Genomic DNA, 25,444 nt, shown 5'->3' with positions numbered 1-25,444 from the left:
TGTCGACTAGGCGCCAGAAAAAGACATTTGCAAAAGTCCGGATATTCCTTAGAATATGCGGCCTTTCGGGCACCTATGCCCGCTGTGCATTTAGATTTGCAGCACCGACTACAGGAACGATGTTCACATGCTAACAATCCGTCTTGCCCTTGGCGGCTCCAAAAAGCGCCCGTTTTACCACTTGACCGTTACCGATAGCCGTAACCCACGTGACGGTTCCCACAAGGAACAAATTGGCTTCTTCAACCCGGTTGCCCGTGGTCAGGAAGTTCGTTTCTCCATTAAAGAAGACCGCCTCGCCTACTGGTTGGGTGTTGGTGCACAAATGTCTGAGCGCGTTGCTCAGCTTGTGAAAGAAAACGCTAAGGCTGCGGCCTGAGCAATATGAGCGTGACGCCTGATCTTGCTGATGATTTGATCGTTATCGGCAAAATTTATTCAATTCATGGCGTTCGCGGCGAAGTGAAGGTTTATTCCTTTACGGATCCAATTGATAACCTGTTGGACTACAAAAAGCTGACGCTTCGGCGCGGTAATGAAGTACGACAGGCAGAGCTGGTCAGTGGCCGTTCTCATAACGGCAAGTTTCTGGTCGTGAAGCTCAAAGGTCTTGATGATCGTGACGAAGCTGGTCTTCTGCGCGAATTCGAGATCTGCGTGCCACGCAACCTGTTTCCTGAACTGACCGATGGCGAGTACTACTGGTACCAGCTGCAGGGTCTTAAAGTGACCAACCTCGAAGGGCAATTGCTCGGCAAGGTTGTTGATCTGATGGAAACTGGCTCGAACGATGTCATGGAAGTCAAACCTTGCCCAGGCAGCCTGGATGATCGTGATCGCTTGTTGCCCTATACAGAGCAATGCGTGTTGAGCATCGACCTGGAAGCGGGCGAGATGAAGGTGGATTGGGATGCGGACTTCTAAGCGTGGCTAAATTGCGCGTAGAAGTGATCAGTTTGTTTCCCGAAATGTTTTCCGCCATCAGCGACTACGGCATCACTAGTCGTGCGGTGAAACAAGGGCTGTTGCAGCTCACCTGTTGGAACCCGCGTGACTACACAACGGACCGACATCACACTGTGGACGATCGCCCATTTGGCGGTGGTCCGGGCATGGTGATGAAGATCAAGCCTCTGGAAGATGCACTGGTTCAGGCCAGAGAAGCAGCCGGAGAGGCGGCGAAGGTAATTTACCTGTCGCCCCAAGGCCGTCAACTGAATCAGTCGGCGGTACGCGAACTGGCGAATGAGGAAGCATTAATCCTCATTGCAGGTCGCTATGAAGGCATTGACGAGCGTTTTATAGATGCTTATGTCGATGAAGAGTGGTCGATTGGTGACTATGTACTTTCCGGTGGCGAGCTGCCGGCGATGGTTCTGATTGATGCGGTTACACGACTGCTGCCTGGAGCTTTAGGGCATGCGGACTCCGCGGAGGAAGATTCCTTCACGGATGGTTTGCTGGATTGCCCGCACTACACCCGACCGGAGGTGTATGCGGATCAGCGTGTTCCCGACGTATTGCTTAGTGGCAATCATGCACATATCCGGCGTTGGCGTTTACAGCAGTCCCTTGGGCGGACCTTTGAACGACGCGCCGATCTTCTGGAAAGCCGCTCGCTTTCTGGAGAAGAGAAGAAGCTGCTCGAGGAATATATCCGCGAGCGGGACGATAGTTAACAACGTATCGATGGTAGATCAGACGATCTACCTTAGGAGCACAGCATGACTAACAAAATCATCCTTGCACTCGAAGCAGAGCAGATGACTAAAGAGATCCCTCCTTTTGCCCCGGGCGACACCATTGTCGTTCAGGTGAAAGTGAAGGAAGGCGATCGTTCGCGTCTGCAAGCTTTCGAAGGTGTAGTGATTGCCAAGCGTAACCGTGGCGTGAACAGTGCTTTCACTGTTCGTAAAATCTCCAACGGTGTTGGCGTAGAGCGTACTTTCCAGACCTACAGCCCGCAAATCGACAGCATGGCAGTCAAGCGTCGCGGTGACGTTCGTAAAGCCAAGCTGTACTACCTGCGTGACCTGTCCGGTAAAGCAGCTCGCATCAAGGAAAAACTGGCTTAAGTCCAGCTTCCCGATGCAGAAAAAAGCAGCCTTCGGGCTGCTTTTTTGTGCCTGAAATTTGTCAGTTTTTTGTTTGGTTGCAGGTAGTAAAATCATGGCTTCGCGTGAGCAAGAGATTCAACGTCGTACCGAATTGTCCGTAACCCGTATTACTAAAGCGGTATTCCCGTCCACCACCAATCATCACAACACCTTGTTCGGCGGCACTGCACTGGCCTGGATGGACGAGGTCTCGTTTATCGCCGCGACCCGTTTCTGCCGTTTGCCGCTGGTGACTGTGTCCACCGACCGGATCGACTTCAACCACCCGATTGCGGCCGGCTGCATAGTCGAGCTGATCGGGCGTGTGGTTAAAGTCGGCAATACCAGCCTCAAGGTTGAGGTTGAGGTGTATGTCGAAAGCATGAGCTGTGATGGTCGCGAGCTGGCGATCCAGGGCCTGTTCAGCTTTGTCGCCATTGATGATGACAAGCGCCCGGTACCGGTATTGCCAGGCTTTGCCCGGCAAGGCGAGTAATAACCAACACAGGTTGGAGCCAGCCTGGCTCCAACAGGCTAGGCGTCCTGCCTGATCAAGGCCAATAGCGTCCAGCCGGCTCCCGGCTTCAAATCGCTGTCTGGCGTCACCACATGCACCCAACTGTTGTGGTCGCGGGCAAACAGCAGTGTGGCGCGCTCGCCATGCAGGGCCTGGTAATCCTCCCAAGTGAAGTTTTCAGTCAGCTGAGTGCTGTATATCTCGGCACCGTTGTGCAGTTCACTGGCCAGTTGGGTATAGGTCAGGACCGGGTTGCCCAGTGATTGCCCACGATGCTCATGACTGGCGCGATGTTTGTCGGTGCGGCGGATTTCCTGACCACTGGCCAATGTATACAGGCGCCTGGGGCCAAATTCATGGCGAAAGCGGATTGCGGCCAGGGTATTGAGCTCACCCGATGGCGACAGCGCAAGCAGGTGCCCGAGGCCCACCAGGTCCAGATGCACCTCGGCGTGTTGCGAGGCCGGGTTGCCAAAGTAGGTCGGCAGATTCTCCATGCGCGCTGCGCGGATATTTTCCCAGTTGGAGTCGGTCAGCAATACGCGACTGCCCAGCTGTTGCAGGGCTTTGCCAATGGCCCGGGCCGGACCGTTGGCGCCGACGATCAGAAAGCCGCTGGGGGCTGGCTCGGCGACCTTGAGCAGGCGTGCCAGGGGGCGAGCAGTAGCACTCTGCAGCACAACGGTGCCAATGATCACGGCAAACGTCAGTGGCACCAGCAACAGCGCCCCTTCATGTCCGGCCTGATCCAGGCGAATTGCAAAAATGGCCGACACCGCCGCCGCAACAATGCCCCGCGGTGCGATCCAGGCCAGTAGCGTGCGCTCACGCCAGTTGAGTTTTGAGCCGAAAGTCGATAGCAGTACGTTCAGCGGGCGAGCAATGAATTGAATGATCAGCAGCAACACCAGCACCACGGGCCCCAGCGCGATCATGGCATGCAGGTCCAGGCGTGCCGCCAGCAAAATGAACAGGCCCGAAATCAGGAAAATACTCAGGTTTTCCTTGAAGTGCAGAATGTTGCGTACATCAACGCCCTTCATATTCGCCATCCATATGCCCATCAGCGTGACGGCCATCAGTCCTGACTCATGCATCACCGTATTGGAGGCAATGAATATGGCCAGCACTGTCGCCAGTGTGGCCAGGCTGTGCAGGTATTCGGGCAGCCATTGCCGGCGCAGGATATGCCCCATGACCCAGCCGCCCACGATGCCAAACAGGCTGCCGCACACAATCACTCCGCCAAAGGTCAGCAGGCTGTGGCTCAGGCCTTCGCCTGAAGCGCGGGTAATGATGAAGCTGTACACCACCACTGCCAGTAATGCGCCAATGGGGTCGATGACAATGCCTTCCCAGCGCAGGATATTGGCGATCGATGCCTTGGGTCGCACCACGCGCAGCATTGGCACAATCACCGTTGGCCCGGTAACCAGTGTCAGGGTGCCGAACAGCAGCGCCAGCAGCCAGTCAAAGCCCAGCAGCCAATGCGTGGCCAGGGTAATCACCGCCCAGGTCGAGAGGGCCCCGATGGTAACCAGGCGGCGCACTACGCTGCCTATTTCGCCCCATTCGGACAGGTGCAGGGTCAGGCTGCCTTCAAACAGGATCAGCGCCACTGACAGCGAAACCAGAGGCATCAGCAGAGGGCCGAACAGCTCTTGCGGATCAAGCCAGCCCAGAACGGGCCCTACGAGAATCCCGGTCAGGAGCAAAAACAGGATGGCTGGCAGTTTCAGGCGCCAGGCCAGCCACTGAGAGCCCAGGGCGGCGATGCCGATTCCTCCCAACGCCAGCAGAATCTGTTGTTCATTCATAAGGGGCTCCTGTGAGAACCTGTGGTTTATGGCATCAGCCGGCCATGAAAGACTAGCGGCCACTTTTGCAGTTCACCTTTTATTTATGCGCGGCCTGCGGGCTGCGCTTTTCGAGCGCCAATGCCTGCTATAGACAATCCACTTATCGACCGTTTCCTGGATGCCCTGTGGCTGGAAAAGGGGCTGTCGGACAACACTCGTGACGCTTATCGCAGCGATTTGGCGTTATTCAATGGCTGGTTGCAGGAGCGCGGTCTTGAGCTGGCCGGTGCCGGCCGCGAGCTGATTCTGGATCACTTGGCATGGCGCCTGGAGCAGGGTTACAAGCCTCGCTCCACAGCGCGTTTTCTTTCCGGAGCCCGTGGCTTCTATCGCTATTTATTGCGTGAAAAGCTGATTGCAGTCGATCCGACCTTGCAGGTCGATATGCCGCAGTTGGGCAGGCCGCTGCCCAAGTCCCTGTCAGAGGCGGATGTCGAGGCGTTGCTCGCCGCCCCGGATCTGGCAGAAGCCATTGGTCAGCGTGACCGGGCGATGCTCGAGGTGCTTTATGCCTGCGGCCTGCGGGTTACCGAGTTGATCAGCCTGACTCTGGAGCAGGTCAACCTGCGTCAAGGGGTGTTGCGGGTAATGGGCAAGGGCAGCAAGGAGCGGCTGGTGCCAATGGGGGAGGAGGCGATTGTCTGGGTTGAGCGCTACATGCGCGATGCCCGCCATGAGCTGCTGAACGGCCGCCCCAGCGATGTCATGTTCCCCAGTCAGCGCGGTGAGCAAATGACCCGTCAGACCTTCTGGCACCGTATCAAGCATCAGGCTCAAGTGGCCGGGATCGACAAATCCCTGTCGCCCCACACCTTGCGTCACGCCTTCGCGACCCACTTGCTCAACCATGGTGCCGATTTGCGGGTGGTGCAGATGCTGCTGGGCCATAGTGATCTGTCCACCACCCAGATTTACACCCATGTGGCGCGTGCCCGCCTGCAAGAAATGCATGCCCTTCATCACCCCCGTGGCTGAGCTGTTTATAGATGCTTGCGTCGGCTGGAGTCGGCCACGCAAGCCAACTGTGGTAGGCTTTGCCGGTTAATAAAGCGCGCCACCGGAATCCTTTTTTTCAGATCGTGATTTTCCGGTTTGGCCGCTTGTCCGCCCTCAGGAGTTCCCATGCGCGTGACCCGAATTTTTGCCGCCGCAGCCATTGCGTTGGTCAGTACCTTTTCTTTTGCCGATAGCGGTGCCGAACAAGCGATTCGCAAGAGCCTGGAAACGCTGCAACTGGATGTTCCGGTCGAGAGCATCAGCGCCAGCCCAATGGCCGGCCTGTACGAAGTCAAACTCAAAGGCAGTCGCGTGCTGTATGCCAGTGCCGATGGACAGTTCATCGTCCAGGGCTATATGTTTCAGCTCAAGGACGGCAAGCCGGTCAATCTGACCGAGCAGGCCGAACGCATTGGCGTCGCCAAGTTGATCAATGGTATCCCGGTGGCAGAAACCGTGGTTTACCCGGCAATCGGTGAAACCAAGTCGCATATCACGGTCTTTACCGACACCACTTGTCCGTACTGCCACAAATTGCACGCCGAAATCCCTGAATTGAACAAAATGGGGATTGAAGTGCGCTATGTTGCTTTCCCGCGTCAGGGCCTTGGCTCGCCGGGTGACAAGCAACTGCAGGCGGTCTGGTGTTCCACGGACAAGAAAGCTGCCATGGACAAGATGACGGATGGCAAGACGGTAGAGGCGCCTAAATGTGCCAATCCGGTTGCCAAACAGTTCGCCATGGGCCAGTCCATTGGTGTAAATGGTACGCCGGCGATTGTTTTGGCAGATGGCCAGGTCATTCCGGGCTATCAGCCTGCTGCGCAGGTTGGCAAGCTGGCACTCAGTGTTAAATAATCCTGCATCGTCACGGTAAGCCTTTGACGATCATGGCGGGGCGGTTCAGTGGCCCGGCTATTAATAGAGAACCGTGGCAGTCCACGGTTGTTTTCCACGGCCGACCTTGAGTCGGCCGTTTTATGGGGAGTTCAACGTGAATCCGGTCAAAGTAGGTATCTGTGGGCTCGGGACCGTCGGTGGCGGCACCTTCAACGTACTAAAGCGTAACGCCGAGGAGATTGCCCGCCGTGCCGGGCGTGGTATCCAGGTTGCGCAAATTGCCATGCGTACGCCAAACCCTCAGTGCGACATTACCGGTACCCCCATTACCAACGATGTATTCGCTGTTGCGACCAACCCTGAGATCGACATCGTTATCGAGCTGATTGGTGGTTACACCATCGCTCGCGAACTCGTACTCCTGGCCATCGAAAACGGCAAGCACGTGGTTACTGCCAACAAGGCGCTGATTGCGGTTCACGGCAACGAAATTTTTGCCCGGGCACAAGAGAAGGGCGTGATCGTTGCGTTCGAAGCGGCAGTTGCTGGCGGGATTCCGGTGATCAAGGCCATCCGTGAAGGCCTGTCGGCCAACCGCATCAACTGGGTTGCGGGCATCATCAACGGTACGGGCAACTTTATCCTCACCGAGATGCGTGAGAAGGGTCGCACCTTTGAAGACGTGCTGACTGAAGCCCAGGCCCTGGGTTACGCCGAAGCCGATCCGACGTTTGACGTCGAAGGCATCGACGCCGCACACAAATTGACGATTCTGGCTTCGATTGCGTTCGGCATCCCGCTGCAATTCGACAAGGCCTACACCGAAGGCATCACCAAGCTGACCACGGCTGACGTGAATTACGCCGAGGCGCTGGGCTATCGCATCAAGCACCTGGGTGTGGCACGCAGTACTGCCAGCGGTATCGAGTTGCGGGTGCACCCGACACTGATCCCGGCTGACCGTTTGCTTGCCAACGTCAACGGTGTAATGAACGCAGTCATGGTCAATGGTGACGCAGCAGGCTCAACCCTGTTCTACGGCGCCGGCGCCGGCATGGAGCCAACCGCTTCGTCGGTGGTGGCAGACCTGGTGGACGTGGTGCGTGCGATGACCTCCGATCCCGAGAATCGCGTACCGCACCTGGCCTTCCAGCCGGATTCGCTGTCCGATCACCCGATTCTGCCAATCGAAGCCTGCGAAAGCGCTTATTACCTGCGCATCCAGGCCAAGGACCATCCGGGCGTACTGGCCCAGGTGGCCAGCATCTTGTCGGAGCGCGGGATCAACATCGAATCGATCATGCAGAAAGAAGTTGAAGAACATGACGGTCTGGTGCCGATGATTCTGCTGACCCACCGTGTGCTCGAGCAGCACATGAACGATGCGATCGCAGCGCTTGAAGCACTGCAGGGCGTTGTGGGTCCGGTGGTTCGCATCCGCGTTGAGCATCTTATTTAATTAAGCAGCGGCAAGCGCCAGGCTGCAGGCTGCAAGTCAAGCCAATGCGCTTTTACTTGCAGCTTGTCGCCAGACGGCTTGCCGCTCAAACCGAAGGTTTGAAACCATGCGCTATATCAGCACCCGTGGCCAGGCACCGGCCCTGAACTTTGAAGATGTCCTGCTGGCCGGTCTGGCCAGCGACGGCGGTTTGTACGTACCGGAAAACCTGCCGCGCTTTACCCAGGAAGAAATCGCTTCCTGGGCCGGCCTGCCGTATCACGAACTGGCTTTTCGGGTCATGCGCCCGTTTGTCACCGGCAGCATTCCTGACGCCGATTTCAAAAAGATTCTCGAAGAGACCTACGGCGCGTTTTCCCACGCAGCTGTAGCACCACTGCGCCAGCTCAATGGCAACGAGTGGGTTCTGGAGCTGTTCCATGGTCCTACGCTGGCGTTCAAGGACTTTGCCCTGCAACTGCTCGGACGCTTGCTCGACTATGTGCTGGAAAAACGTGGCGAGCGCGTGGTTATTGTCGGCGCTACTTCCGGAGACACCGGGTCTGCGGCCATTGAAGGCTGCAAGCACTGCGAAAACGTCGACATCTTTATCCTGCACCCTAACAACCGGGTGTCCGAGGTACAGCGTCGCCAGATGACCACGCTGTTCGGCGACAACATCCATAACATCGCCATCGAAGGCAACTTCGATGACTGCCAGGAGATGGTCAAGGCCAGCTTTGCCGATCAGGACTTCCTCAAGGGCACACGCCTGGTGGCAGTGAACTCGATCAACTGGGCGCGGATCATGGCCCAGATCGTTTACTACTTCCACGCAGCCCTGCAACTGGGCGGCCCGCACCGCTCGGTTTCGTTCTCGGTGCCTACCGGTAACTTCGGCGATATTTTTGCCGGCTACCTGGCGCGCAACATGGGTTTGCCGATCAATCAGTTGATCGTTGCCACCAACCGTAACGACATTCTGCACCGCTTCATGAGCGGCAATCAGTACGCCAAGGACACCCTGCACGCGACCCTGTCGCCGTCGATGGACATCATGGTGTCCTCCAACTTCGAACGCCTGCTGTTCGATCTGCACGGCCGTAATGGCGCGGCGGTTGCGGGTCTGATGGAAGCCTTCAAGCAAACCGGCAACTTCAGCGTTGAAGATGATCGCTGGACCGAAGCGCGTCGTTTGTTCGATTCGCTGGCAGTCGATGATGAGCAAACCTGCGAAACCATCGCCCAGGTGTTTGCCGAAACTGGCGAAGTGCTGGACCCGCATACCGCTATCGGGGTCAAGGCCGCTCGTGAGTGCCGTCGCAGCCTGGATATTCCGATGGTTATTCTGGGCACTGCGCATCCGGTCAAGTTTCCTGATGCGGTAGAAAAGGCCGGTGTCGGGAAGGCGCTTGAGCTACCAGCGCATCTTGCTGATCTGTTTGCGCGGGAAGAGCGCTACACCGTTCTGGCCAATGACTTGAAAGCCGTACAAGCTTTTGTCAGCCAGCATGGCAATCGCGGCAAGCCACTCTAAGTCTTGCGTATGTTGAAGCCCGTCATTTGACGGGCTTTTTTATTTGTGGCCGATAACGTGCTGCCGGCCCGGTCTGCCACCAAGAAGTTTCCTGTCGGTATTTAGGAATCATCCGATGTTTATTGCTGGCCATCCGCTCTAGAGTCGACTCCCCTGCGCCAAGTACGCGTTATGCTCCAAAGGCCCATGATGCGCTCCCTGAAAGTTTTGATTGTTGACGACAACCCTTTCCAGCTGATGTCGTTGCATCAGATGTTGAATGCCTATCACATATTCGATGTCCTGGCGGCTGACAACCTAGAGTCTGCCCGGGGCTCGCTGGCCAGGCGCGGGGCCATCGATGTGGCCATTTGTGATTTGTATCTGGAAGCCGCCGACGCACTGCAGCTGATCCATGAAATGTCCGCCAAACCTGAGGCGCCGGCACTGATTTTTGTCGGCGGGGCCGAGTCCCATGTCCTGGAAAGTGCGGTAAGCACAGCCCGCAAGGATGGTCTCAGGGTGTTGGGATATTTGCCCAAGCCGGTGACTGTAACCGGCTTGGGGCTTTTGCTGGACTCCTATCAGCAGAGCCGCGCAGTGGCCGGGGCTTGATAGTGCGAATTGATTGCATATGCCGGGGAACCTTTCCCGCAGGTGCTATGTCAGATTCAGCATCAACAGGATCAAGCTTATTGCTCCGATGCTTGTAGCCTGTTGAGTGGGTCTTCATGACCTTGTTAAATCCCGGGTTGTCTCCCCACTGCCCGGGATTTTTTTTGTGCTTTTTTTGTCATTGCCCCTGGCCGTCCCGGGGTTCTGGCAGTCGCCGGTGTGGCCGGCCCCGGGGCATATCCCCGCCGGGGCGCGCAGTCTCTCATGGCCGATCAGCCAGTATGGCGTTGACTCTGCGAATGACTTCGCGCCCTTCAGGGGTATTGGTACAGCCGATGTAAATGGGCTGGTAGGCGGGGGCACCGAGGATGCGGTAGAAAATCAGCGACTCAGGATTGAGCCCTTGTTGTCTTGCCTTGGATTGAATCTCCGGCCAATAGCCCAGCAGTGCCTGAACCCGGCCGGCACTCTGCATGTGCAGCAAACTGCCCAGCGGATCGTTGCCGTAGTGGATGAAAAGCTGGTGTTTGCGGCCCTGTGACACTTGAGCATCAATCCATGGTCCGTAGCTGCGCTTGGCGATGACGCCGAGCTTCAAGGTTTGAGCGTCGAGCATGGCCGTCAGGTCTACCGCCTTGTCGCGGACAAAGGGCTCAATCAGTTTTTGATCTTCGCGTCGAATCACCAGGCCATTGCCATGCAAGCCGATGACCGGGCTGGAATAGACAATTGAGTGGGCGCGCCTGGGGTTCCATACCAGTGCCGGGTCGCAGGCCAGCGAAGCTTCTTCGAGCATCCGAATGGCCCGGGCCCGATTGACCGGCAAGATGACGTGCTGATATTGCGGCATGCCTGTCATCAATGCGGGCATCAGCTGGTCAATCAGCCCCTGACCTTTTTGCGGGCCATCGCGCACCGTCAATGGCGGCAGATCGCGCATCAACCAGATGAACTTTGGTGCCGCCAGAGTCTCTGGGGGCCAGGCAAGCAATGCCAGCGTGACCAGACCTGCGCAAATGCCGCGCCACTTTGAGTGCCGGGTCATGGTGCTGATCTTTTCCCGTAGCAACTAACAATCACCGGTCAAATGGCACCTGCCAGCTTGAGCTCAGCGATGGCTGCAGCGTCGTAGCCCAAACCGCTCAGCACTTCATGATTGTGTGCACCCAGCTCCGGGCCCACCCAGTCGGCGGAACCCGGGGTCTCGGATAGCCGCGGTACGATCCCCGGCATCTTGAAGTCTTTACCGTCAGGCAGTTTGGCTTGCAGAAACATTTCACGGGCCAGAAATTGCGGGTCGGTGAACATGTCTTCTGCCGAAAAAATGCGACTGGCCGGGACCTGGGCAGAGCTCAGTTGTTCGAGCACGGTCTGCAGCGGCAATGAGGCCACCCAGCGATCAATCACGCCGTACAGCTCGTCACGGCGGGCGTCGCGTCCGTCGTTGCCGGCAAGTTCAGGGTCATTGGCCAGGTCATCCCGGCCGATGATGAGCATGAACCGTTTGAAGATGGCATCGCCGTTGGCGCCAATTTGTACGTGCTTGCCGTCCTGGCTGGTGTGGATCGAGGAGGGGGTAATGCCGGGCATGATATTGCCGGTGCGCTCGCGAATAAAACCGAACACATCGAACTCGGGCACCATGCTTTCCATCATTGCGAAAATCGCCTCGTACAGTGCGACGTCAACCACTTGCCCCTGGCCGCCGTTAACCTCGCGATGACGCAACGCCATCAGGGCGCCAATCACACCCCACAGCGCGGCAATCGAGTCACCAATGGAAATGCCGGTACGTACCGGAGGGCGATCCTCAAAGCCGGTGATATACCGCAGCCCGCCCATGGATTCACCGACGGCACCAAACCCCGGCTGGTCTTTCATCGGCCCTGTCTGGCCAAAGCCCGAGAGGCGCACCATCACCAGCTTCGGGTTCAGGGCATGCAGTACATCCCAGCCCAGGCCGAGTTTTTCCAGAACCCCGGGGCGGAAGTTCTCGATCAGGATATCGGCGTCTGCCAGCAATGCCTTGAGCACGTTGAGGCCGTCAGGATGCTTGAGGTTCAAGGTCAGGGATTTTTTGTTGCGGGCCTGGACGAACCACCACAACGAGGTACCTTCGTACAGCTTGCGCCATTTGCGCAGCGGATCACCGCCGTCGGGGGATTCAACCTTGATCACCTGGGCGCCAAATTCGGCGCAGATGCGCGACGCAAAAGGCCCCGCTATCAGGGTACCCAGTTCGACGACTTTGAGGCCTGAAAGGGGTTTGGTGGCGAGTGGCATGGGTAGTCCTTGTCCAGGGCGAGCGAGTAGAGCCTTTTAACATAGGTGGCAGCACCTGTCTTATCTGTGCGTTTAGCCCTCTTGCACAAGCGTGCTCTTACAGTTGAATTGAGCGCAGGCGGGGGTGTATCGGTTAGACTTGGCGCCTTTCTCCGTATCAAGAAGCCCGTTCATGGCCCAGCCGTCCACGACTTACAAGTTTGAACTGAATCTCACCGATCTCGATCGCGGGGTGTATGAAAGCGTCAAGCAGACCATCGCCCGTCACCCGTCTGAAACTGAAGAGCGCATGACCGTGCGTCTTCTGGCGTATGCCTTCTGGTACAACGAGCAGCTGGCTTTTGGTCGTGGTCTTTCGGATGTCGACGAGCCGGCACTGTGGGAAAAAAGCCTGGACGACCGCGTTCTGCACTGGATCGAAGTCGGCCAGCCCGATGCCGATCGTCTGACCTGGTGTTCGCGCCGTACTGAACGTACCAGTCTGCTGGCCTATGGCAGCCTGCGCGTTTGGGAAGGCAAAGTGATCCCGGCCATCAAGAACCTGAAGAACGTCAATATCGCGGCCGTTCCGCAAGAGATTCTTGAAGTCCTGGCCAAAGACATGCCGCGCGTTATCAAGTGGGACGTGATGATCAGCGAAGGCACGATTTTCGTGACCGACGATCGCGGCCAGCACGAAGTCCAGTTGCAGTGGCTGCAGGGCGATCGCGGTTAACAGAGCACATGAAAACTGCTGCGCTCGACAATACTGGGTTAAAGGCAGGCCCGGACTGCTCATTTTCACCCCGTAAACTGCGCGTCCTCGCCTGCTTTTGCCTTGTCTTGCCTTCGCTCGCGACGTTTTCAAGCGACCTGTACAAGTACATTTTTCAATAAGAGCCTCCATCCAGCTTATGCGCATCGAACCTCGTCCACTGCCCGAAATCCTGCCTTTTCTGGGCGAAATGCCGACATTGCTGACGCGTCTTTACGCCGCCCGTGGCGTGCAGTCGCAAGCGGAACTGGACAAGAGCCTGGCGCGGCTGATTCCGTATCAGCAGCTCAAGGGCATCGATGCCGCCGTGGATTTGCTGGTGGTGGCCCTTGAACAGCGCCAGCGCATCCTGATAGTCGGAGACTTTGACGCCGACGGCGCCACGGCCAGTACCGTCGGCATGCTCGGTTTGCGTCTGCTGGGCGCGGCCCATGTCGATTACCTGGTGCCTAACCGTTTCGAATATGGCTACGGCCTGACCCCGGAAATCGTCAAAGTCGCATTGACCCGCACGCCACAGTTGCTGATCACCGTCGACAACGGCATCTCCAGTATCGAGGGTGTGGCCGCGGCGAAAGAGGCCGGGTTGAGCGTTCTGGTTACCGACCACCACTTGCCGGGCAACGAGCTGCCGGCGGCTGATGCCATCGTCAATCCCAACCAGCCGGGCTGCGAGTTTCCGAGCAAGGCACTGGCGGGTGTCGGGGTGATCTTCTATGTGCTGATCGCTTTGCGTGCTCGCCTGAACAGTCTGGGCTGGTATCAAAACAGCAAGGCGCCAAACATTGCCGAGCTGCTGGACCTGGTGGCCCTGGGCAGCGTGGCGGACGTGGTGCCGCTGGACGCCAACAACCGGATTCTGGTGCATCAGGGGCTCGAACGCATTCGGGCCGGGCGTGCGCGGCCGGGGCTCAAGGCCATTCTTGAAGTGGCCAAGCGTGACCACTCGCGTATTACCTCCACCGATCTTGGATTTATTCTTGGGCCGCGCCTGAATGCCGCCGGTCGTCTGGACGACATGAGCCTGGGTATCGAATGCCTGCTCACCGACGACGCCAATGCCGCGCGGGAAATGGCCGCGCAGCTCGACGAAATGAACCAGGATCGCAAGTCCATTGAGCAAGGCATGCAGCGTGAAGCGCTGGCCCAACTCAAGGAGCTGCCGGTTGAAAGCATGCCGTTTGGTTTGTGCCTGTTCGATCCGGAGTGGCACCAGGGGGTGATCGGGATTCTGGCTTCGCGCCTCAAGGAGCGTTACTTCCGCCCGACGTTCGCGTTTGCCGATGCGGGTGACGGCATGCTCAAGGGCTCCGGTCGTTCGGTGGCGGGCTTTCATATCCGCGATGCGCTCAGCGTGGTGGCTGCCCAGCACCCGGACCTGATCAGTAAATACGGCGGCCACGCCATGGCCGCAGGCCTGACCCTGCCCGAAGCGAACTTCGCGGTGTTTTCCCGTGCGTTCGATGCCGAAGTGCGGCGTCAACTGCGTGAAGAAGACCTGACGGGGCGATTGATGTCGGACGGCAGTCTGGCGGTAGAAGAGTTCCATCTGGAACTGGCGCGGGCCCTGCGCAATGCCGGGCCATGGGGGCAGCACTTCCCCGAGCCGCTGTTTCATGGGGTGTTTCAGTTGGTGGAGCAGCGAATTGTCGGGGAGCGCCACTTGAAAGTGGTGCTCAAAACCGAGTGCGGCAGCGTCAAGCTGGACGGCATTGCCTTCGGAGTTGACCGCGAAGTGTGGCCGAATCCGACCATTCGCTGGGTTGAACTGGCCTACAAACTCGACCTCAACGAATTTCGCGGCAACGAAACCGTACAACTGATGATTGCCCACATCGAACCGCGTTAACCCCGGCGCTCAACCCTTGCGGGAGCTGGCAAGCCAGCTCCCGCAATCTGTACAAAAGATGAACCCCACCTCTTGCAGGGTTGTCGACTAGGCTCTAGGTACGCTTGTTCCCTGGAGCCTGCCCACTGTCATTAGAGGTGACCCATGAGTCTGCTGCTAGAGCCCTATACCCTGCGTCAACTGACCCTTCTCAACCGCATTGCGGTCTCGCCAATGTGTCAATACTCCAGCGTTGACGGGCTGGCCAATGACTGGCATCTGGTGCATCTGGGCAGCCGTGCTGTTGGCGGCGCCGGTCTGGTTTTTACTGAAGCTGTGGCGGTAACCCCTGACGGGCGTATCACCGCGCAGGACCTTGGCTTGTGGAACGACGAACAGATCGAGCCCCTGCAGCGCATTACCCGCTTTATCCGGGCCCAGGGTGCCGTGGCCGGTATTCAGCTGGCCCATGCCGGGCGCAAGGCCAGCACCTATCGTCCCTGGCTGGGCAAGCAGGGCAGCGTCAAAGTGGAAGAGGGCGGCTGGGTGCCGGTCGGTCCTTCGCCCATAGCCTTTGACCCGCGGCACACTGCCCCGACCCAGCTCGACGAAGCCCAGATCAACGACCTGATTCAAGCCTTTGTCGATGCCGCCAGGCGGGCACTTGTGGCTGGTTTCTCGGTGGTTGAAATTCACGCTGCCCATGGCTACCTGCTGCATCAATTCCTGTCCCCGCTGAGCAATCAACGGCGCGACCAGTACGGTGGCTCCTTCGACAACCGTATTCGCCTGGTGCTGCAAGTCACCAAGGCCGTACGTGACATCTGGCCTGAAGAGCTGCCGCTGTTTGTCCGGGTATCGGCGACCGACTGGGTGGAAGATGGCTGGAACCCGGACGAAACCGTGGAGCTGGCGCTGCGCCTCAAAGCGCTGGGGGTCGATCTGGTGGATGTGTCTTCGGGGGGCACCGCCGCCAATGCCGAGATCCCGGTCGGGCCGGGGTATCAAACCCGTTTTGCCGAGCGTGTACGCAAAGAGGCAGGCATCGCCACCGGCACTGTAGGCATGATTACCGAGCCGGCTCAGGCAGAACATATTCTGCGTACCGGTCAGGCCGATTTGATCCTGCTGGCCCGCGAGCTATTGCGTGACCCCTACTGGCCGCTGCACGCCGACGATGATCTGGGCGGCCAGAAGGCGATTTGGCCAGCCCAGTACCAGCGTGCCACTCACCGCGACCAACCGATACACGAGTCGGATCTGCGCGACTGAGATTCTCCCCTGCCACCCATTTACGAGAGGTGTTTAATGAATACGCGTGGATTGCTCGATCAGTTGCTCAAGTCCGGTCAACAGATGTTGCAGAATAAAACCGCGGGGCAAAGCACCCCCTCCGGCTCAGACAAAGGTGGACTGGGCGGCCTGCTGGGAGGCTCCGGCGGGTTGGGCGGGTTGCTTTCAGGTGCCGGTGGCGGTGCGCTGGCGGCAGGCGTGCTGGGGATGTTGCTGGGCAACAAGAGTGCCCGCAAATATGGCGGGCAGGCCCTGAGCTATGGCGGTCTGGCCGCGTTGGGGGTACTGGCCTACAAAGCCTACGGCAACTGGCAGGCCAACCAGGGTACGGCGCCGCAAACAGAACCGCAGACGATCGACCGGGTAGCGCCCCAGCAGGTAGAGCAACACAGCCAGGCGATTCTCAAGGCGCTGGTTGCAGCGGCCAAAGCTGATGGTCATATCGACGAGCGTGAGCGCCAGCTGATTGATGGCGAGTTCAGCAAGCTGGACGGTGACCCGGCCCTGCAGCAATGGCTGAAAACCGAAATTGACAAGCCACTGGACCCGGCTGAAGTGGCGAGTGCTGCCAGCACCCCGGAAATCGCTGCCGAAATGTACATCGCCAGCCTGCTGCTGGTGGATGAAGAGAGCTTTATGGAAAAGGCCTATCTGCAAGAACTGGCCAAGCAACTCAAGCTCGATCCGGGCCTGAAGGCTGAGCTGGAGTCCCAGGTTAAACAGGCGGCGGAGTAACCCTTTACTGCAGGAGCGGGCATTTTCAAATGCCGGACAGCTCGCGATCAAGCTCGCTCCTGCAGCTTTATGAATATTTTTGCAGATTGCTGTGAGATCAGTCTCAGCGCCCATACGAATCCTCGCGTACCCTCGGCTATACTCCCCATCATTTGAATGGCTCCCCGAGGATTGACTGTGAAGAACTGGACGTTGCGCCAACGCATTTTGGCGAGCTTTGCGGTAATCATCGCCATCATGTTGTTGATGGTCGTCGCGGCTTATTCTCGCCTGCTTTCAATCGAAAGCAGCGAAGAGACAGTCCGCGCCGACTCGATTCCCGGGGTCTATTACAGCTCGATGATTCGCAGTGCCTGGGTGGACAGTTACGTCTTGACCCTGCAACTGGTGGGGTCGTCCAACCAGCGCGACCTGAACAATGAAGACCGCAAACTGTACGCCAGCTACGAAGAACGCCTGAAGCTTGAGCTGGAGAACTATCGCGGCACCATTTTCGATAAAAACGATCGCGCCGCGTTCGATGAGTTTGAGCGGCTGCATCAGCAATACGCGCAGATTCTGGCGAACGTGCTTGAGCTGTACCAGGCCAAGCAATTCGCCCAGGCCCATACCATGGTCACCGAGCAATTGGCGCCGGCCTGGATGGCTGGACGCAAACAGCTCAACAGCGTAATTGACGCCAATCGCTCCTCGGCTTCCGAAGCCACCGAAAACATTGCTCATTCAGTCATGACCGCCAAAGTCAGCATGCTGGTCTCGCTGCTGATTGCCGTACTCGCCGCCGCCCTCTGCGGCTATCTGTTGCTAAAAGCGATCATGTCGCCCATGAAACGTATTGTTTCGATTCTGGAAGTGATGCGTTCCGGTGACCTGAGTTCACGCCTGAACCTGGAGCGTAAAGACGAGTTCGGCGCGGTAGAAACCGGCTTCAACGACATGATGACCGAGCTGACCTCTTTGGTGTCACAAGCCCAGCGCTCCTCGGTGCAGGTCACCACCTCGGTCACCGAAATTGCCGCGACCTCCAAGCAGCAACAAGCCACCGCGACTGAAACCGCGGCCACCACCACGGAAATTGGCGCGACTTCCCGCGAAATCGCAGCCACTTCCCGTGATCTGGTACGCACCATGACCGAAGTCACCTCGGCTGCCGATCAGGCGTCGATCCTGGCCGGCTCCGGGCAGCAGGGTCTGGCCCGCATGGAAGAAACCATGCATCAGGTCATGGGCGCCGCCGATCTGGTCAACGCCAAACTGGCGATCCTTAACGAAAAGGCCGGCAACATTAACCAGGTGGTAGTGACCATTGTTAAAGTGGCCGACCAGACCAACCTGTTGTCTCTGAACGCTGCCATCGAAGCAGAGAAGGCCGGTGAGTATGGCCGTGGCTTCGCCGTGGTCGCCACTGAAGTCCGCCGCTTGGCCGATCAGACCGCCGTGGCCACTTACGATATCGAACAGATGGTGCGCGAGATTCAGTCAGCGGTCTCGGCTGGCGTAATGGGCATGGACAAATTTTCGGAAGAAGTCCGCCGCGGCATGTTCGAAGTGACCCAGGTGGGTGAGCAGCTATCGCAGATCATCCATCAGGTTCAAGCGTTGGCCCCGCGGGTGCTGATGGTCAATGAGGGCATGCAGGCCCAGGCCACAGGCGCGGAGCAGATCAACCTTGCACTGGTACAACTGGGGGATGCCAGCAGCCAGACCGTCGAGTCTCTGCGTCAGGCCAGCTTTGCGATCGATGAGCTCAGCCAGGTTGCCGTCGGGCTGCGCAGCGGCGTTTCGCGTTTTAAAGTCTGATGAGCGATCCTCGGGCCAAATCCAGCGGTGGGGGAGCGCCGAACAATCGCCTGTTCCTGGTGTTTCATATCGGCGATGAACGTTATGCCTTGCCGGCCACCGATGTGGTCGAAGTGCTGCCGCTTCTCCCGCTAAAACCTATTGCCCATGCCCCGGCATGGGTGGCTGGCGTGTTTACCCATCGCGGGCAGGTGGTGCCGGTGATCGATATCAGCGCCATGACGTTCGGCCAGGCCGCTGTGGCCCGCACCAGCACCCGGCTGGTGCTGGTCAACTATCGCGGGCAAGTACTGGGTTTGATGCTTGAGCAGGCCAGCGACACGTTGCGCTGCAACCCCGCGGACTTTCAGCCCTATGGCCTGGATAACCGCGATGCGCCGTATCTGGGCCCGGTGCGCAGTGACCAGCATGGGCTTGTGCAATGGATCAGTATCGATGAACTGCTGAGCCCGGCGGTTTCTGCGCTGATCTTCGCCGCGCACCCGGATGACACCGGCCCACAGGTGTACCCATGAATGCCGATCAGCGGTTTTTCGATTTTTTGAAGAAATGCATCGGTCTGGATGTGGCTTCAGTAGGTCCGGCCATCATCGAACGTGCTGTTCGTCAGCGCTGCATGGCGTTGAACATGCTTGACCATGATGATTACTGGCAGCGTTTGATCAGCTCCCAGGATGAACAGCAAGCCCTGATCGAATCGGTGATCGTGCCCGAAACCTGGTTCTTCCGTTACCCCGAATCATTTTCCACCCTGGGGCGCCTGGCCAGAAAGCGCCTGGCCGAAATCGGCAGTCGCCGGACCCTGCGTATCTTGAGCCTGCCCTGTTCAACCGGTGAAGAGCCCTATTCGATTGCAATGGCGCTGTTTGATGCCGGTTTTGCCGCGTATCAATTCAAGGTGGACGCGCTGGATGTCAGCCCGCTTTCGGTGCAGCGGGCTCAGTCTGCGCGGTACGGAAAAAACTCATTTCGCGGGCAGCAAACGGATTTCCGCGAGCGCTATTTCAGCCTTGTGGACGACGCTTATCAACTGTCGAGCAGGGTCTGCGAGCAGGTCAGTTTTCACGTCGGTAACTTGCTGGACCCGGCCCTGCTGGCCAGTTACCCACCCTATGATTTTGTGTTTTGTCGCAACCTGCTGATCTATTTCGACCTTAAAACCCAGCAGCAGGCACTGGATGTGCTCAAGCAATTGACCCGTACCGATGGCGTGCTGTTTATCGGTCCGGCCGAGGGCAGCCTGCTGGGCCGGATGGGCATGCGCTCGATCGGTGCGCCGCAGTCGTTTGCTTTTTGCCATAGCCACGAGCCATTACCCGCGGCCCGCCCGGTGCTGGCCGAATTCAAGCCGCTGGTCCGTCCGCAACCGCCAGCGGCGCCACCGGTCATCCGGCCATTTGCCCCGCGCCCCCAGTCCTTGGCCCCGCGCCAAACGGACTCGCAGGCTGCTGAGCCCAAGGCCCTGCTTGAACAAATTGCACTGCTGGCCAATGCCGGCAAGAGCAGCGAGGCCCGTGCTGCCTGCGAGCAATTACTGCAATTGCATGGCCCGCAGGCCCAGGGCTATTACTGGCTGGGTTTGCTCAGTGACGTCCAGGGCCAGACGGCCCAGGCCCAGGGGTTTTATCGCAAGGCGTTGTACCTGGAGCCCCAGCATGCAGAAGCCCTGGCACACCTGGCGGCCTTGCTGGCCTCACAGGGTGATGTAACAGGCGCTCAACGCTTGCAGGAGCGCGCGGCCCGTAATGAGCGATCCGTTCACAGTGAGCGTAAACAATGAGCGGTTTAACAGCCCAGAACTTGATCCACTCCGAAGCGCAGGACATTGATGACTGCTGGAACCGTATCGGCATCTTCGGCGATAAATCCTGTGCGCTGCTGGCTGAACATATCCATTGTCGTAACTGTTCGGTGTATTCGGCTGCGGCCACCCGCTTGCTGGACCGCTACTCGTTTGAGCAGGAACATGTGGCCCAATACTCCCCCCGGGAGCTTGAGCGAAAAGTGGCGACCCGCTCGCTGATGATTTTTCGTCTGGGGGATGAATGGCTGGGACTGGCGACGCGCTATCTGGATGAAGTGGCCCCGCTGCAGTCGATCCATTCACTGCCGCACCAGCGTTCACGTGCGCTGTTGGGGGTCGCCAATGTGCGCGGCGCCCTGGTGCCCTGTTTGTCCCTGGTCGAGCTACTGGGCCTGGACCCGACATTGGCGGGGCCGGCATCGCTGCGGATCATGCCGCGCATGCTGATCCTGGCCGCACAAGGCGGGGCAGTGGTATTGCCGGTGGATGAAGTGGATGGCATCCACAACATTGAAGAGTCTGTTTTGAATGGCGCGTCACTCTCGGGCGAGCAGGCCAGTGCCAAGTACACCCGTGGCGTATTGCTGTGGAAAACCCGCAGCCTGCGCTTGCTTGACGAAGAGCAATTACTGGGCGCGATCGCCCGGAGCCTGACATGACCCCCGAGCAAATGCGTGACGCCTCGTTGCTTGAGTTGTTCAGTCTTGAGGCCGAGGCCCAGACCCAGGTCCTGAATGCCGGCCTGTTGGCGCTGGAGCGTAACCCGACTCAGGCCGACCAGCTCGAAGCCTGCATGCGCGCGGCCCACTCCCTCAAGGGGGCGGCGAGAATTGTCGGCGTGGATGCCGGGGTCAGCGTTTCCCATGTCATGGAGGATTGCCTGGTCAGTGCCCAGGAAGGCCGTCTGTACCTGCAGCCCGAGCATATTGATGCCTTGTTGCAGGGCACTGACTTGTTGATGCGTATTGCCACACCAGGCAGTGCCAATGTCGGCCCGGCCGACATTGATGCCTATGTCGGGCTGATGAACCGCTTGCTTGATGGCGGCGACAGCCATGTCTCGGTGGCGCCCCCGGCGTTCGACGTGTCGCAGCTGTTGCTGCCCCCGGAGCCGGCCGTGCCTGTGGTTGAGCTGGCGCTCGAGGCTGACACCGCTCCGGAGCCTGGTCTTCGGTCCCGGCGCCGTACTGATACTGGCGAACGGGTGTTGCGGGTCACCGCCGAGCGGCTCAACAGTTTGCTCGATCTGTCCAGCAAGTCATTGGTCGAAACCCAGCGGCTCAAGCCTTATCTGGTGACGTTGCAGCGCCTCAAGCGCATGCAAAACAGCGGTCTGAAAGCATTGGACTACCTGCGCGACCAGCTCAAGGTGCTGGATCTGAGCCATGAAGCGCAAGAGGCCTTGTCTGATGCGCGGCGGATACTGGCTGAGTCCCAGCACTTGCTGAGTGAGCAGACTGCCGAACTCGACGAATTTGGCTGGCAGGCCGGCCAGCGCGCGCAATCGCTGTACGACACCGCGCTGGCGTGCCGCATGCGGCCATTTGCCGATGTGCTGGTCGGTCAGGAGCGCATGGTCCGTGATTTGGGGCGCGCCCTGGGCAAACAGATCCGCCTTGAAATCGATGGCGAGAAAACCCAGGTCGACCGTGATGTACTGGAAAAACTCGAAGCGCCGCTCATCCATTTGCTGCGCAATGCCGTCGATCACGGGATAGAAACGCCGGAACAGCGGCTGCTGGCCGGCAAGCCTGCCGAAGGCCTGATTCGTTTGCGCATCTCCCATCAGGCAGGTTTGCTGGCGCTGCAGTTGAGCGATGACGGCGCGGGTGTTGATCTTGAACGTTTACGCCAGACCATCGTCGAGCGCCAGTTGTCGACGGCTTCCACCGTGGCACAGCTGAGCGAAGAGGAACTGCTGGCCTTTCTCTTTCTGCCGGGCTTCAGCCTGCGCGACACCGTGACCGAAGTCTCCGGACGCGGCGTCGGGCTGGATGCGGTGCAACACATGGTGCGCCTGCTGCGGGGCGCAATCGTCCTGGAGCAGACTTCGGGGCAGGGCAGTCGTTTCAGTCTGGAAGTGCCGCTGACCCTGTCCGTGGTACGCAGTCTGGTGGTTGAAGTGGCCGACGAAGCCTATGCCTTTCCACTGGCGCACATCGAGCGCATGCGCGACTTGATGCCCGATGAAATCGTGCAGCTCGAAGGTCGCCAGCATTTCTGGCACGAAGGGCAGCACGTGGGGCTGGTGGCTGCCAGCCAACTGTTGCAGCGCCCTCCAAGCCAGAGCGAGGATGAAACCCTCAAGGTGGTGGTCATTCGCGAGCGTGATGTGGTGTATGGCGTGGCCGTCGAGCGTTTTATCGGTGAGCGCACGCTGGTGGTTCTGCCCCTCGATCCGCGCCTGGGCAAGGTGCAGGATATTTCGGCCGGAGCCTTGCTCGACGACGGGTCTGCGGTACTGATTGTGGATGTCGAAGACATGCTGCGATCCGTGGACAAACTGCTCAATACCGGGCGTCTGGAGCGAATTGACCGGCGTAACCGCCACGCCGCGCAACTGACCCGCAAACGCATTCTGGTGGTGGATGACTCGCTGACGGTACGCGAGTTGCAGCGCAAACTGCTGATCAACCGGGGCTACGAAGTGGCCGTGGCCGTTGATGGCATGGACGGCTGGAACGCCTTGCGGGCCGAGCACTTCGATTTATTGATCACCGACATCGACATGCCGCGCATGGATGGCATCGAACTGGTCACGCTGTTACGACGTGACAACCGTTTGCAATCAATGCCGGTGATGGTGGTTTCGTATAAAGATCGGGAAGAGGACCGCCGGCGCGGACTGGATGCCGGGGCCGACTATTATCTAGCGAAAGCCAGTTTCCATGACGATGCTCTGCTTGATGCAGTGGTTGAGCTCATTGGAGGAGCTCAACCATGAAAATTGCCATCGTTAACGACATGCCCATGGCAGTTGAAGCCTTGCGCCGGGCGCTGGCTTACGAGCCTGCCCATCAAGTGCTCTGGGTGGCCGCCAACGGCCTGGAAGCCGTGCAACGCTGTGCCGAGAACACCCCGGACCTGATCCTGATGGACCTGATCATGCCGGTGATGGACGGCGTCGAGGCTACGCGGCGGATCATGGCTGAAACCCCGTGCGCCATCGTCATAGTGACGGTTGACCGTGAACAGAATGTCCATCGCGTGTTCGAGGCCATGGGCTTTGGCGCGATGGATGTAGTGGACACTCCCGTGCTGGGAGGAAGTAACCCCAAGGAAGCGGCCGCGCCCTTGCTGCGCAAGATCCTCAATATTGGCTGGTTGATCGGGCAAAGTGAAAAAAGCGTCACCCCGGTTTCTGCCCAGCCCCGGATCTCGGGTGTTCGGGGCGGGCTGGTGGCTATCGGTTCGTCGGCAGGCGGCCCGGCCGCCCTCGAAAGCCTGCTCAAGGGGCTACCGAGGAACTTTGCGGCGGCCATTGTGCTGGTCCAGCATGTTGATCAAGTCTTTGCGGCCGGGATGGCCGAGTGGTTGAGCAGCTCGTGCGGTCTGGACGTGCGCCTGGCGCGACACGGTGAGACGCCACAGGCGGGGACGGCTCTGCTGGCCGGGACCAACCACCACATCCGGTTGTTGAAGAACGGCACCCTGGCCTATACCGCCGAGCCGGTAAACGAGATTTATCGACCCTCGATCGATGTATTTTTTGAAAGTGTTGCCAGGCACTGGCATGGTGATGCGGTGGGTGTTTTGTTGACCGGCATGGGGCGTGACGGGGCTCAAGGGCTCAAACTCATGCGCCAGCAAGGTTTTCTCACCATCGCCCAGGATCAACTGAGCAGTTCGGTGTATGGCATGCCCAAAGCGGCAGCCGCCATCGATGCCGCGGTTGAAATTCGCCCCTTGGACATGATTGCGCCACGCTTGCTGGAGATATTTGCCAAATGACTGGTAAAACCCCGCTGGACTGGCTTGAAGGTGGTAATTCAGGTGAACGCGCATGAGTGACTTGCAGTTGGACGACGTTAAAACTGACGAAAACTCGGCCATGGTGTTGCTGGTAGACGATCAGGCGATGATCGGCGAAGCCGTACGTCGCGGGCTGGCGCTGGAGCAGAACATAGATTTCCATTTCTGTGCCGATCCCCATCAGGCCATTGCCCAGGCGATCCGCATCAAGCCGACGGTGATCCTGCAGGATCTGGTCATGCCGGGGCTTGATGGCTTGACCTTGGTGCGCGAATACCGCAACCACCCGGCCACGCAGAATATCCCGATCATCGTGCTTTCCACCAAAGAAGACCCGTTGATCAAAAGTGCGGCCTTCGCGGCCGGGGCCAATGACTATCTGGTGAAACTGCCCGATAACATTGAGCTGGTGGCCCGTATTCGCTACCACTCGCGCTCTTACATGACGTTGTTGCAACGTGATGCTGCATACCGGGCGTTGCGGGTCAGTCAGCAGCAATTGCTGGATACCAATCTGGTATTGCAGCGGCTGATGAACTCCGACGGCCTGACCGGGCTGTCCAATCGCCGGCATTTCGATGAGTACCTGGAGCTGGAGTGGCGCCGCGCCTTGCGTGAGCAGACCCAGCTGTCCTTGTTGATGATCGACGTCGACTATTTCAAGTCCTATAACGATAGCTTCGGTCATCTGGATGGCGACGAAGCATTGCGCAAAGTGGCCGCGGCCATTCGCGATGCCAGTAGCCGTCCTTCCGACTTGCCGGCCCGCTATGGGGGTGAAGAGTTTGCCATTGTGTTGCCCAACACCTCCCAGGGCGGTGCCCGGCTGGTGGCGGAAAAACTGCGCCAGGCGGTGCAGGGGCTAATAATCCCGCATATATCGCCTGCTCCCGGCAGCAGCCTGACCATCAGCATTGGTCTGGCTACCCTTACCCCGCAGCAGGGCGGCACCTGCCGTGAGCTGATTTCCGCAGCGGACAAAGGGCTGTACCTGGCCAAGAACAACGGTCGTAACCAGGTAGGAATCTCGTAGCCGCTGCCGCAGGCTGCCAAGGGTTGCGTAGCAACCCGTTTCCTTGAGGCCCACCGCGGCCTCGT

24 protein-coding genes are annotated in these 25,444 nt (G+C 58.7%); 21 read left to right on the top strand and 3 right to left on the bottom strand.

Features of this window, described 5'->3' with window-relative positions; all coding sequences use genetic code 11:
• The first annotated feature begins 127 nt into the window (after positions 1 to 127).
• The 5 genes from rpsP to FEZ21_RS21205 all read left to right on the top strand — a co-directional run bounded on the left by rpsP (position 128) and on the right by FEZ21_RS21205 (position 2,592).
• Positions 128 to 379 (top strand): 30S ribosomal protein S16, encoded by a 252-nt coding sequence (gene rpsP, locus FEZ21_RS21225; protein ID WP_003440261.1) that lies wholly within the window; start codon positions 128 to 130, stop codon positions 377 to 379.
• A 5-nt stretch (positions 380 to 384) separates the two neighbouring features.
• Positions 385 to 924: a ribosome maturation factor RimM gene (gene rimM, locus FEZ21_RS21220; protein ID WP_003440264.1), complete on the top strand. Its 540-nt coding sequence runs from the start codon at positions 385 to 387 to the stop codon at positions 922 to 924.
• Positions 925 to 926: 2 nt separating this feature from the next.
• Positions 927 to 1,679, top strand: a complete 753-nt coding sequence (gene trmD / locus FEZ21_RS21215; protein WP_003440270.1) for a tRNA (guanosine(37)-N1)-methyltransferase TrmD — start codon at positions 927 to 929, stop codon at positions 1,677 to 1,679.
• A 45-nt stretch (positions 1,680 to 1,724) separates the two neighbouring features.
• On the top strand, positions 1,725 to 2,075 hold the full coding sequence (rplS, locus tag FEZ21_RS21210) for a 50S ribosomal protein L19 (RefSeq protein WP_003440273.1): 351 nt from the start codon (positions 1,725 to 1,727) through the stop codon (positions 2,073 to 2,075).
• 94 nt (positions 2,076 to 2,169) lie between these two features.
• The gene (locus FEZ21_RS21205) at positions 2,170 to 2,592 is read left to right on the top strand and encodes an acyl-CoA thioesterase (protein WP_003440275.1); all 423 of its coding nucleotides are present in this window, start codon (positions 2,170 to 2,172) and stop codon (positions 2,590 to 2,592) included.
• Between the two features lie 38 nt (positions 2,593 to 2,630).
• On the opposite strand, the gene FEZ21_RS21200 is transcribed toward FEZ21_RS21205, so the two are convergent.
• Entirely contained in the window at positions 2,631 to 4,430 is a 1,800-nt protein-coding gene (locus FEZ21_RS21200; RefSeq protein WP_010655981.1) for a sodium:proton antiporter, read from the bottom strand.
• A 120-nt stretch (positions 4,431 to 4,550) separates the two neighbouring features.
• Between FEZ21_RS21200 and xerD the strand changes: the two genes are divergently transcribed.
• From xerD to FEZ21_RS21175, 5 genes are all read left to right on the top strand, one after another.
• Positions 4,551 to 5,447: a site-specific tyrosine recombinase XerD gene (xerD, locus tag FEZ21_RS21195; RefSeq protein ID WP_003440282.1), complete on the top strand. Its 897-nt coding sequence runs from the start codon at positions 4,551 to 4,553 to the stop codon at positions 5,445 to 5,447.
• Positions 5,448 to 5,594: 147 nt separating this feature from the next.
• Complete coding sequence (locus tag FEZ21_RS21190) at positions 5,595 to 6,326, top strand: thioredoxin fold domain-containing protein (RefSeq protein WP_003440287.1); 732 nt, start codon at positions 5,595 to 5,597, stop codon at positions 6,324 to 6,326.
• Positions 6,327 to 6,462: 136 nt separating this feature from the next.
• A complete protein-coding gene (locus FEZ21_RS21185; RefSeq protein ID WP_003440289.1) occupies positions 6,463 to 7,767 on the top strand; it encodes a homoserine dehydrogenase in 1,305 nt (434 codons plus the stop codon).
• Positions 7,768 to 7,873: 106 nt separating this feature from the next.
• Positions 7,874 to 9,283, top strand: coding sequence for a threonine synthase (thrC, locus tag FEZ21_RS21180; RefSeq protein WP_003440291.1), 1,410 nt, complete (start codon positions 7,874 to 7,876; stop codon positions 9,281 to 9,283).
• A 189-nt stretch (positions 9,284 to 9,472) separates the two neighbouring features.
• Positions 9,473 to 9,877, top strand: a complete 405-nt coding sequence (locus FEZ21_RS21175; RefSeq protein ID WP_238840046.1) for a response regulator — start codon at positions 9,473 to 9,475, stop codon at positions 9,875 to 9,877.
• A gap of 262 nt (positions 9,878 to 10,139) precedes the next feature.
• On the opposite strand, the gene FEZ21_RS21170 is transcribed toward FEZ21_RS21175, so the two are convergent.
• The gene (locus tag FEZ21_RS21170) at positions 10,140 to 10,922 is read right to left on the bottom strand and encodes a TIGR02285 family protein (RefSeq protein WP_160628346.1); all 783 of its coding nucleotides are present in this window, start codon (positions 10,920 to 10,922) and stop codon (positions 10,140 to 10,142) included.
• 38 nt (positions 10,923 to 10,960) lie between these two features.
• The gene (locus tag FEZ21_RS21165) at positions 10,961 to 12,160 is read right to left on the bottom strand and encodes a CaiB/BaiF CoA-transferase family protein (protein WP_003440296.1); all 1,200 of its coding nucleotides are present in this window, start codon (positions 12,158 to 12,160) and stop codon (positions 10,961 to 10,963) included.
• 172 nt (positions 12,161 to 12,332) lie between these two features.
• Between FEZ21_RS21165 and FEZ21_RS21160 the strand changes: the two genes are divergently transcribed.
• From FEZ21_RS21160 to FEZ21_RS21110, 11 genes are all read left to right on the top strand, one after another.
• Positions 12,333 to 12,875, top strand: coding sequence for a YaeQ family protein (locus FEZ21_RS21160; RefSeq protein WP_003440298.1), 543 nt, complete (start codon positions 12,333 to 12,335; stop codon positions 12,873 to 12,875).
• A 178-nt stretch (positions 12,876 to 13,053) separates the two neighbouring features.
• Positions 13,054 to 14,763 (top strand): single-stranded-DNA-specific exonuclease RecJ, encoded by a 1,710-nt coding sequence (gene recJ / locus FEZ21_RS21155; RefSeq protein WP_003440300.1) that lies wholly within the window; start codon positions 13,054 to 13,056, stop codon positions 14,761 to 14,763.
• Positions 14,764 to 14,907: 144 nt separating this feature from the next.
• Complete coding sequence (locus tag FEZ21_RS21150) at positions 14,908 to 16,014, top strand: NADH:flavin oxidoreductase/NADH oxidase (RefSeq protein WP_003440303.1); 1,107 nt, start codon at positions 14,908 to 14,910, stop codon at positions 16,012 to 16,014.
• A 36-nt stretch (positions 16,015 to 16,050) separates the two neighbouring features.
• The gene (locus FEZ21_RS21145) at positions 16,051 to 16,770 is read left to right on the top strand and encodes a tellurite resistance TerB family protein (protein ID WP_010655980.1); all 720 of its coding nucleotides are present in this window, start codon (positions 16,051 to 16,053) and stop codon (positions 16,768 to 16,770) included.
• Positions 16,771 to 16,947: 177 nt separating this feature from the next.
• Positions 16,948 to 18,570, top strand: a complete 1,623-nt coding sequence (locus FEZ21_RS21140; protein ID WP_003440311.1) for a methyl-accepting chemotaxis protein — start codon at positions 16,948 to 16,950, stop codon at positions 18,568 to 18,570.
• On the top strand, positions 18,570 to 19,085 hold the full coding sequence (locus FEZ21_RS21135) for a chemotaxis protein CheW (RefSeq protein WP_003440313.1): 516 nt from the start codon (positions 18,570 to 18,572) through the stop codon (positions 19,083 to 19,085). Before FEZ21_RS21140 ends, FEZ21_RS21135 begins: the two co-directional genes overlap by 1 nt.
• On the top strand, positions 19,082 to 20,350 hold the full coding sequence (locus FEZ21_RS21130) for a protein-glutamate O-methyltransferase CheR (protein WP_127196022.1): 1,269 nt from the start codon (positions 19,082 to 19,084) through the stop codon (positions 20,348 to 20,350). Before FEZ21_RS21135 ends, FEZ21_RS21130 begins: the two co-directional genes overlap by 4 nt.
• Positions 20,347 to 21,033: a chemotaxis protein CheW gene (locus FEZ21_RS21125; RefSeq protein WP_003440318.1), complete on the top strand. Its 687-nt coding sequence runs from the start codon at positions 20,347 to 20,349 to the stop codon at positions 21,031 to 21,033. Before FEZ21_RS21130 ends, FEZ21_RS21125 begins: the two co-directional genes overlap by 4 nt.
• On the top strand, positions 21,030 to 23,318 hold the full coding sequence (locus tag FEZ21_RS21120; protein ID WP_010655978.1) for a hybrid sensor histidine kinase/response regulator: 2,289 nt from the start codon (positions 21,030 to 21,032) through the stop codon (positions 23,316 to 23,318). Before FEZ21_RS21125 ends, FEZ21_RS21120 begins: the two co-directional genes overlap by 4 nt.
• Entirely contained in the window at positions 23,315 to 24,325 is a 1,011-nt protein-coding gene (locus FEZ21_RS21115; protein ID WP_160628344.1) for a chemotaxis response regulator protein-glutamate methylesterase, read from the top strand. Before FEZ21_RS21120 ends, FEZ21_RS21115 begins: the two co-directional genes overlap by 4 nt.
• A 52-nt stretch (positions 24,326 to 24,377) precedes the next feature.
• Complete coding sequence (locus FEZ21_RS21110; RefSeq protein ID WP_003440323.1) at positions 24,378 to 25,379, top strand: PleD family two-component system response regulator; 1,002 nt, start codon at positions 24,378 to 24,380, stop codon at positions 25,377 to 25,379.
• Positions 25,380 to 25,444 lie beyond the last annotated feature (65 nt).

It is taken from the genome of Pseudomonas sp. 9.1(2019) (assembly GCF_009910445.1).
Taxonomy (GTDB): Bacteria; Pseudomonadota; Gammaproteobacteria; order Pseudomonadales; family Pseudomonadaceae; genus Aquipseudomonas; species Aquipseudomonas paraversuta.
The sequence above is the reverse complement of the archived record's forward strand: the minus strand, read 5'-3'. Positions and strand labels throughout refer to the sequence as shown.

Excerpts from the sequence above, each read along its gene's own strand:
- FEZ21_RS21130 (WP_127196022.1), top strand. The coding sequence starts at position 19,082 with ATGAATGCCGATCAGCGGTTTTTCGATTTTTTGAAGAAATGCATCGGT.
- FEZ21_RS21145 (WP_010655980.1), top strand. The coding sequence starts at position 16,051 with ATGAATACGCGTGGATTGCTCGATCAGTTGCTCAAGTCCGGTCAACAG.
- FEZ21_RS21135 (WP_003440313.1), top strand. The coding sequence starts at position 18,570 with ATGAGCGATCCTCGGGCCAAATCCAGCGGTGGGGGAGCGCCGAACAAT.
- xerD (WP_003440282.1), top strand. The coding sequence starts at position 4,551 with ATGCCTGCTATAGACAATCCACTTATCGACCGTTTCCTGGATGCCCTG.
- rpsP (WP_003440261.1), top strand. The coding sequence starts at position 128 with ATGCTAACAATCCGTCTTGCCCTTGGCGGCTCCAAAAAGCGCCCGTTT.
- FEZ21_RS21175 (WP_238840046.1), top strand. The coding sequence starts at position 9,473 with ATGCGCTCCCTGAAAGTTTTGATTGTTGACGACAACCCTTTCCAGCTG.
- FEZ21_RS21120 (WP_010655978.1), top strand. The coding sequence starts at position 21,030 with ATGACCCCCGAGCAAATGCGTGACGCCTCGTTGCTTGAGTTGTTCAGT.
- rplS (WP_003440273.1), top strand. The coding sequence starts at position 1,725 with ATGACTAACAAAATCATCCTTGCACTCGAAGCAGAGCAGATGACTAAA.
- FEZ21_RS21190 (WP_003440287.1), top strand. The coding sequence starts at position 5,595 with ATGCGCGTGACCCGAATTTTTGCCGCCGCAGCCATTGCGTTGGTCAGT.
- FEZ21_RS21150 (WP_003440303.1), top strand. The coding sequence starts at position 14,908 with ATGAGTCTGCTGCTAGAGCCCTATACCCTGCGTCAACTGACCCTTCTC.
- recJ (WP_003440300.1), top strand. The coding sequence starts at position 13,054 with ATGCGCATCGAACCTCGTCCACTGCCCGAAATCCTGCCTTTTCTGGGC.
- FEZ21_RS21110 (WP_003440323.1), top strand. The coding sequence starts at position 24,378 with ATGAGTGACTTGCAGTTGGACGACGTTAAAACTGACGAAAACTCGGCC.
- rimM (WP_003440264.1), top strand. The coding sequence starts at position 385 with ATGAGCGTGACGCCTGATCTTGCTGATGATTTGATCGTTATCGGCAAA.
- FEZ21_RS21160 (WP_003440298.1), top strand. The coding sequence starts at position 12,333 with ATGGCCCAGCCGTCCACGACTTACAAGTTTGAACTGAATCTCACCGAT.
- FEZ21_RS21165 (WP_003440296.1), bottom strand. The coding sequence starts at position 12,160 with ATGCCACTCGCCACCAAACCCCTTTCAGGCCTCAAAGTCGTCGAACTG.
- FEZ21_RS21170 (WP_160628346.1), bottom strand. The coding sequence starts at position 10,922 with ATGACCCGGCACTCAAAGTGGCGCGGCATTTGCGCAGGTCTGGTCACG.
- FEZ21_RS21200 (WP_010655981.1), bottom strand. The coding sequence starts at position 4,430 with ATGAATGAACAACAGATTCTGCTGGCGTTGGGAGGAATCGGCATCGCC.
- thrC (WP_003440291.1), top strand. The coding sequence starts at position 7,874 with ATGCGCTATATCAGCACCCGTGGCCAGGCACCGGCCCTGAACTTTGAA.
- FEZ21_RS21205 (WP_003440275.1), top strand. The coding sequence starts at position 2,170 with ATGGCTTCGCGTGAGCAAGAGATTCAACGTCGTACCGAATTGTCCGTA.
- FEZ21_RS21125 (WP_003440318.1), top strand. The coding sequence starts at position 20,347 with ATGAGCGGTTTAACAGCCCAGAACTTGATCCACTCCGAAGCGCAGGAC.
- FEZ21_RS21115 (WP_160628344.1), top strand. The coding sequence starts at position 23,315 with ATGAAAATTGCCATCGTTAACGACATGCCCATGGCAGTTGAAGCCTTG.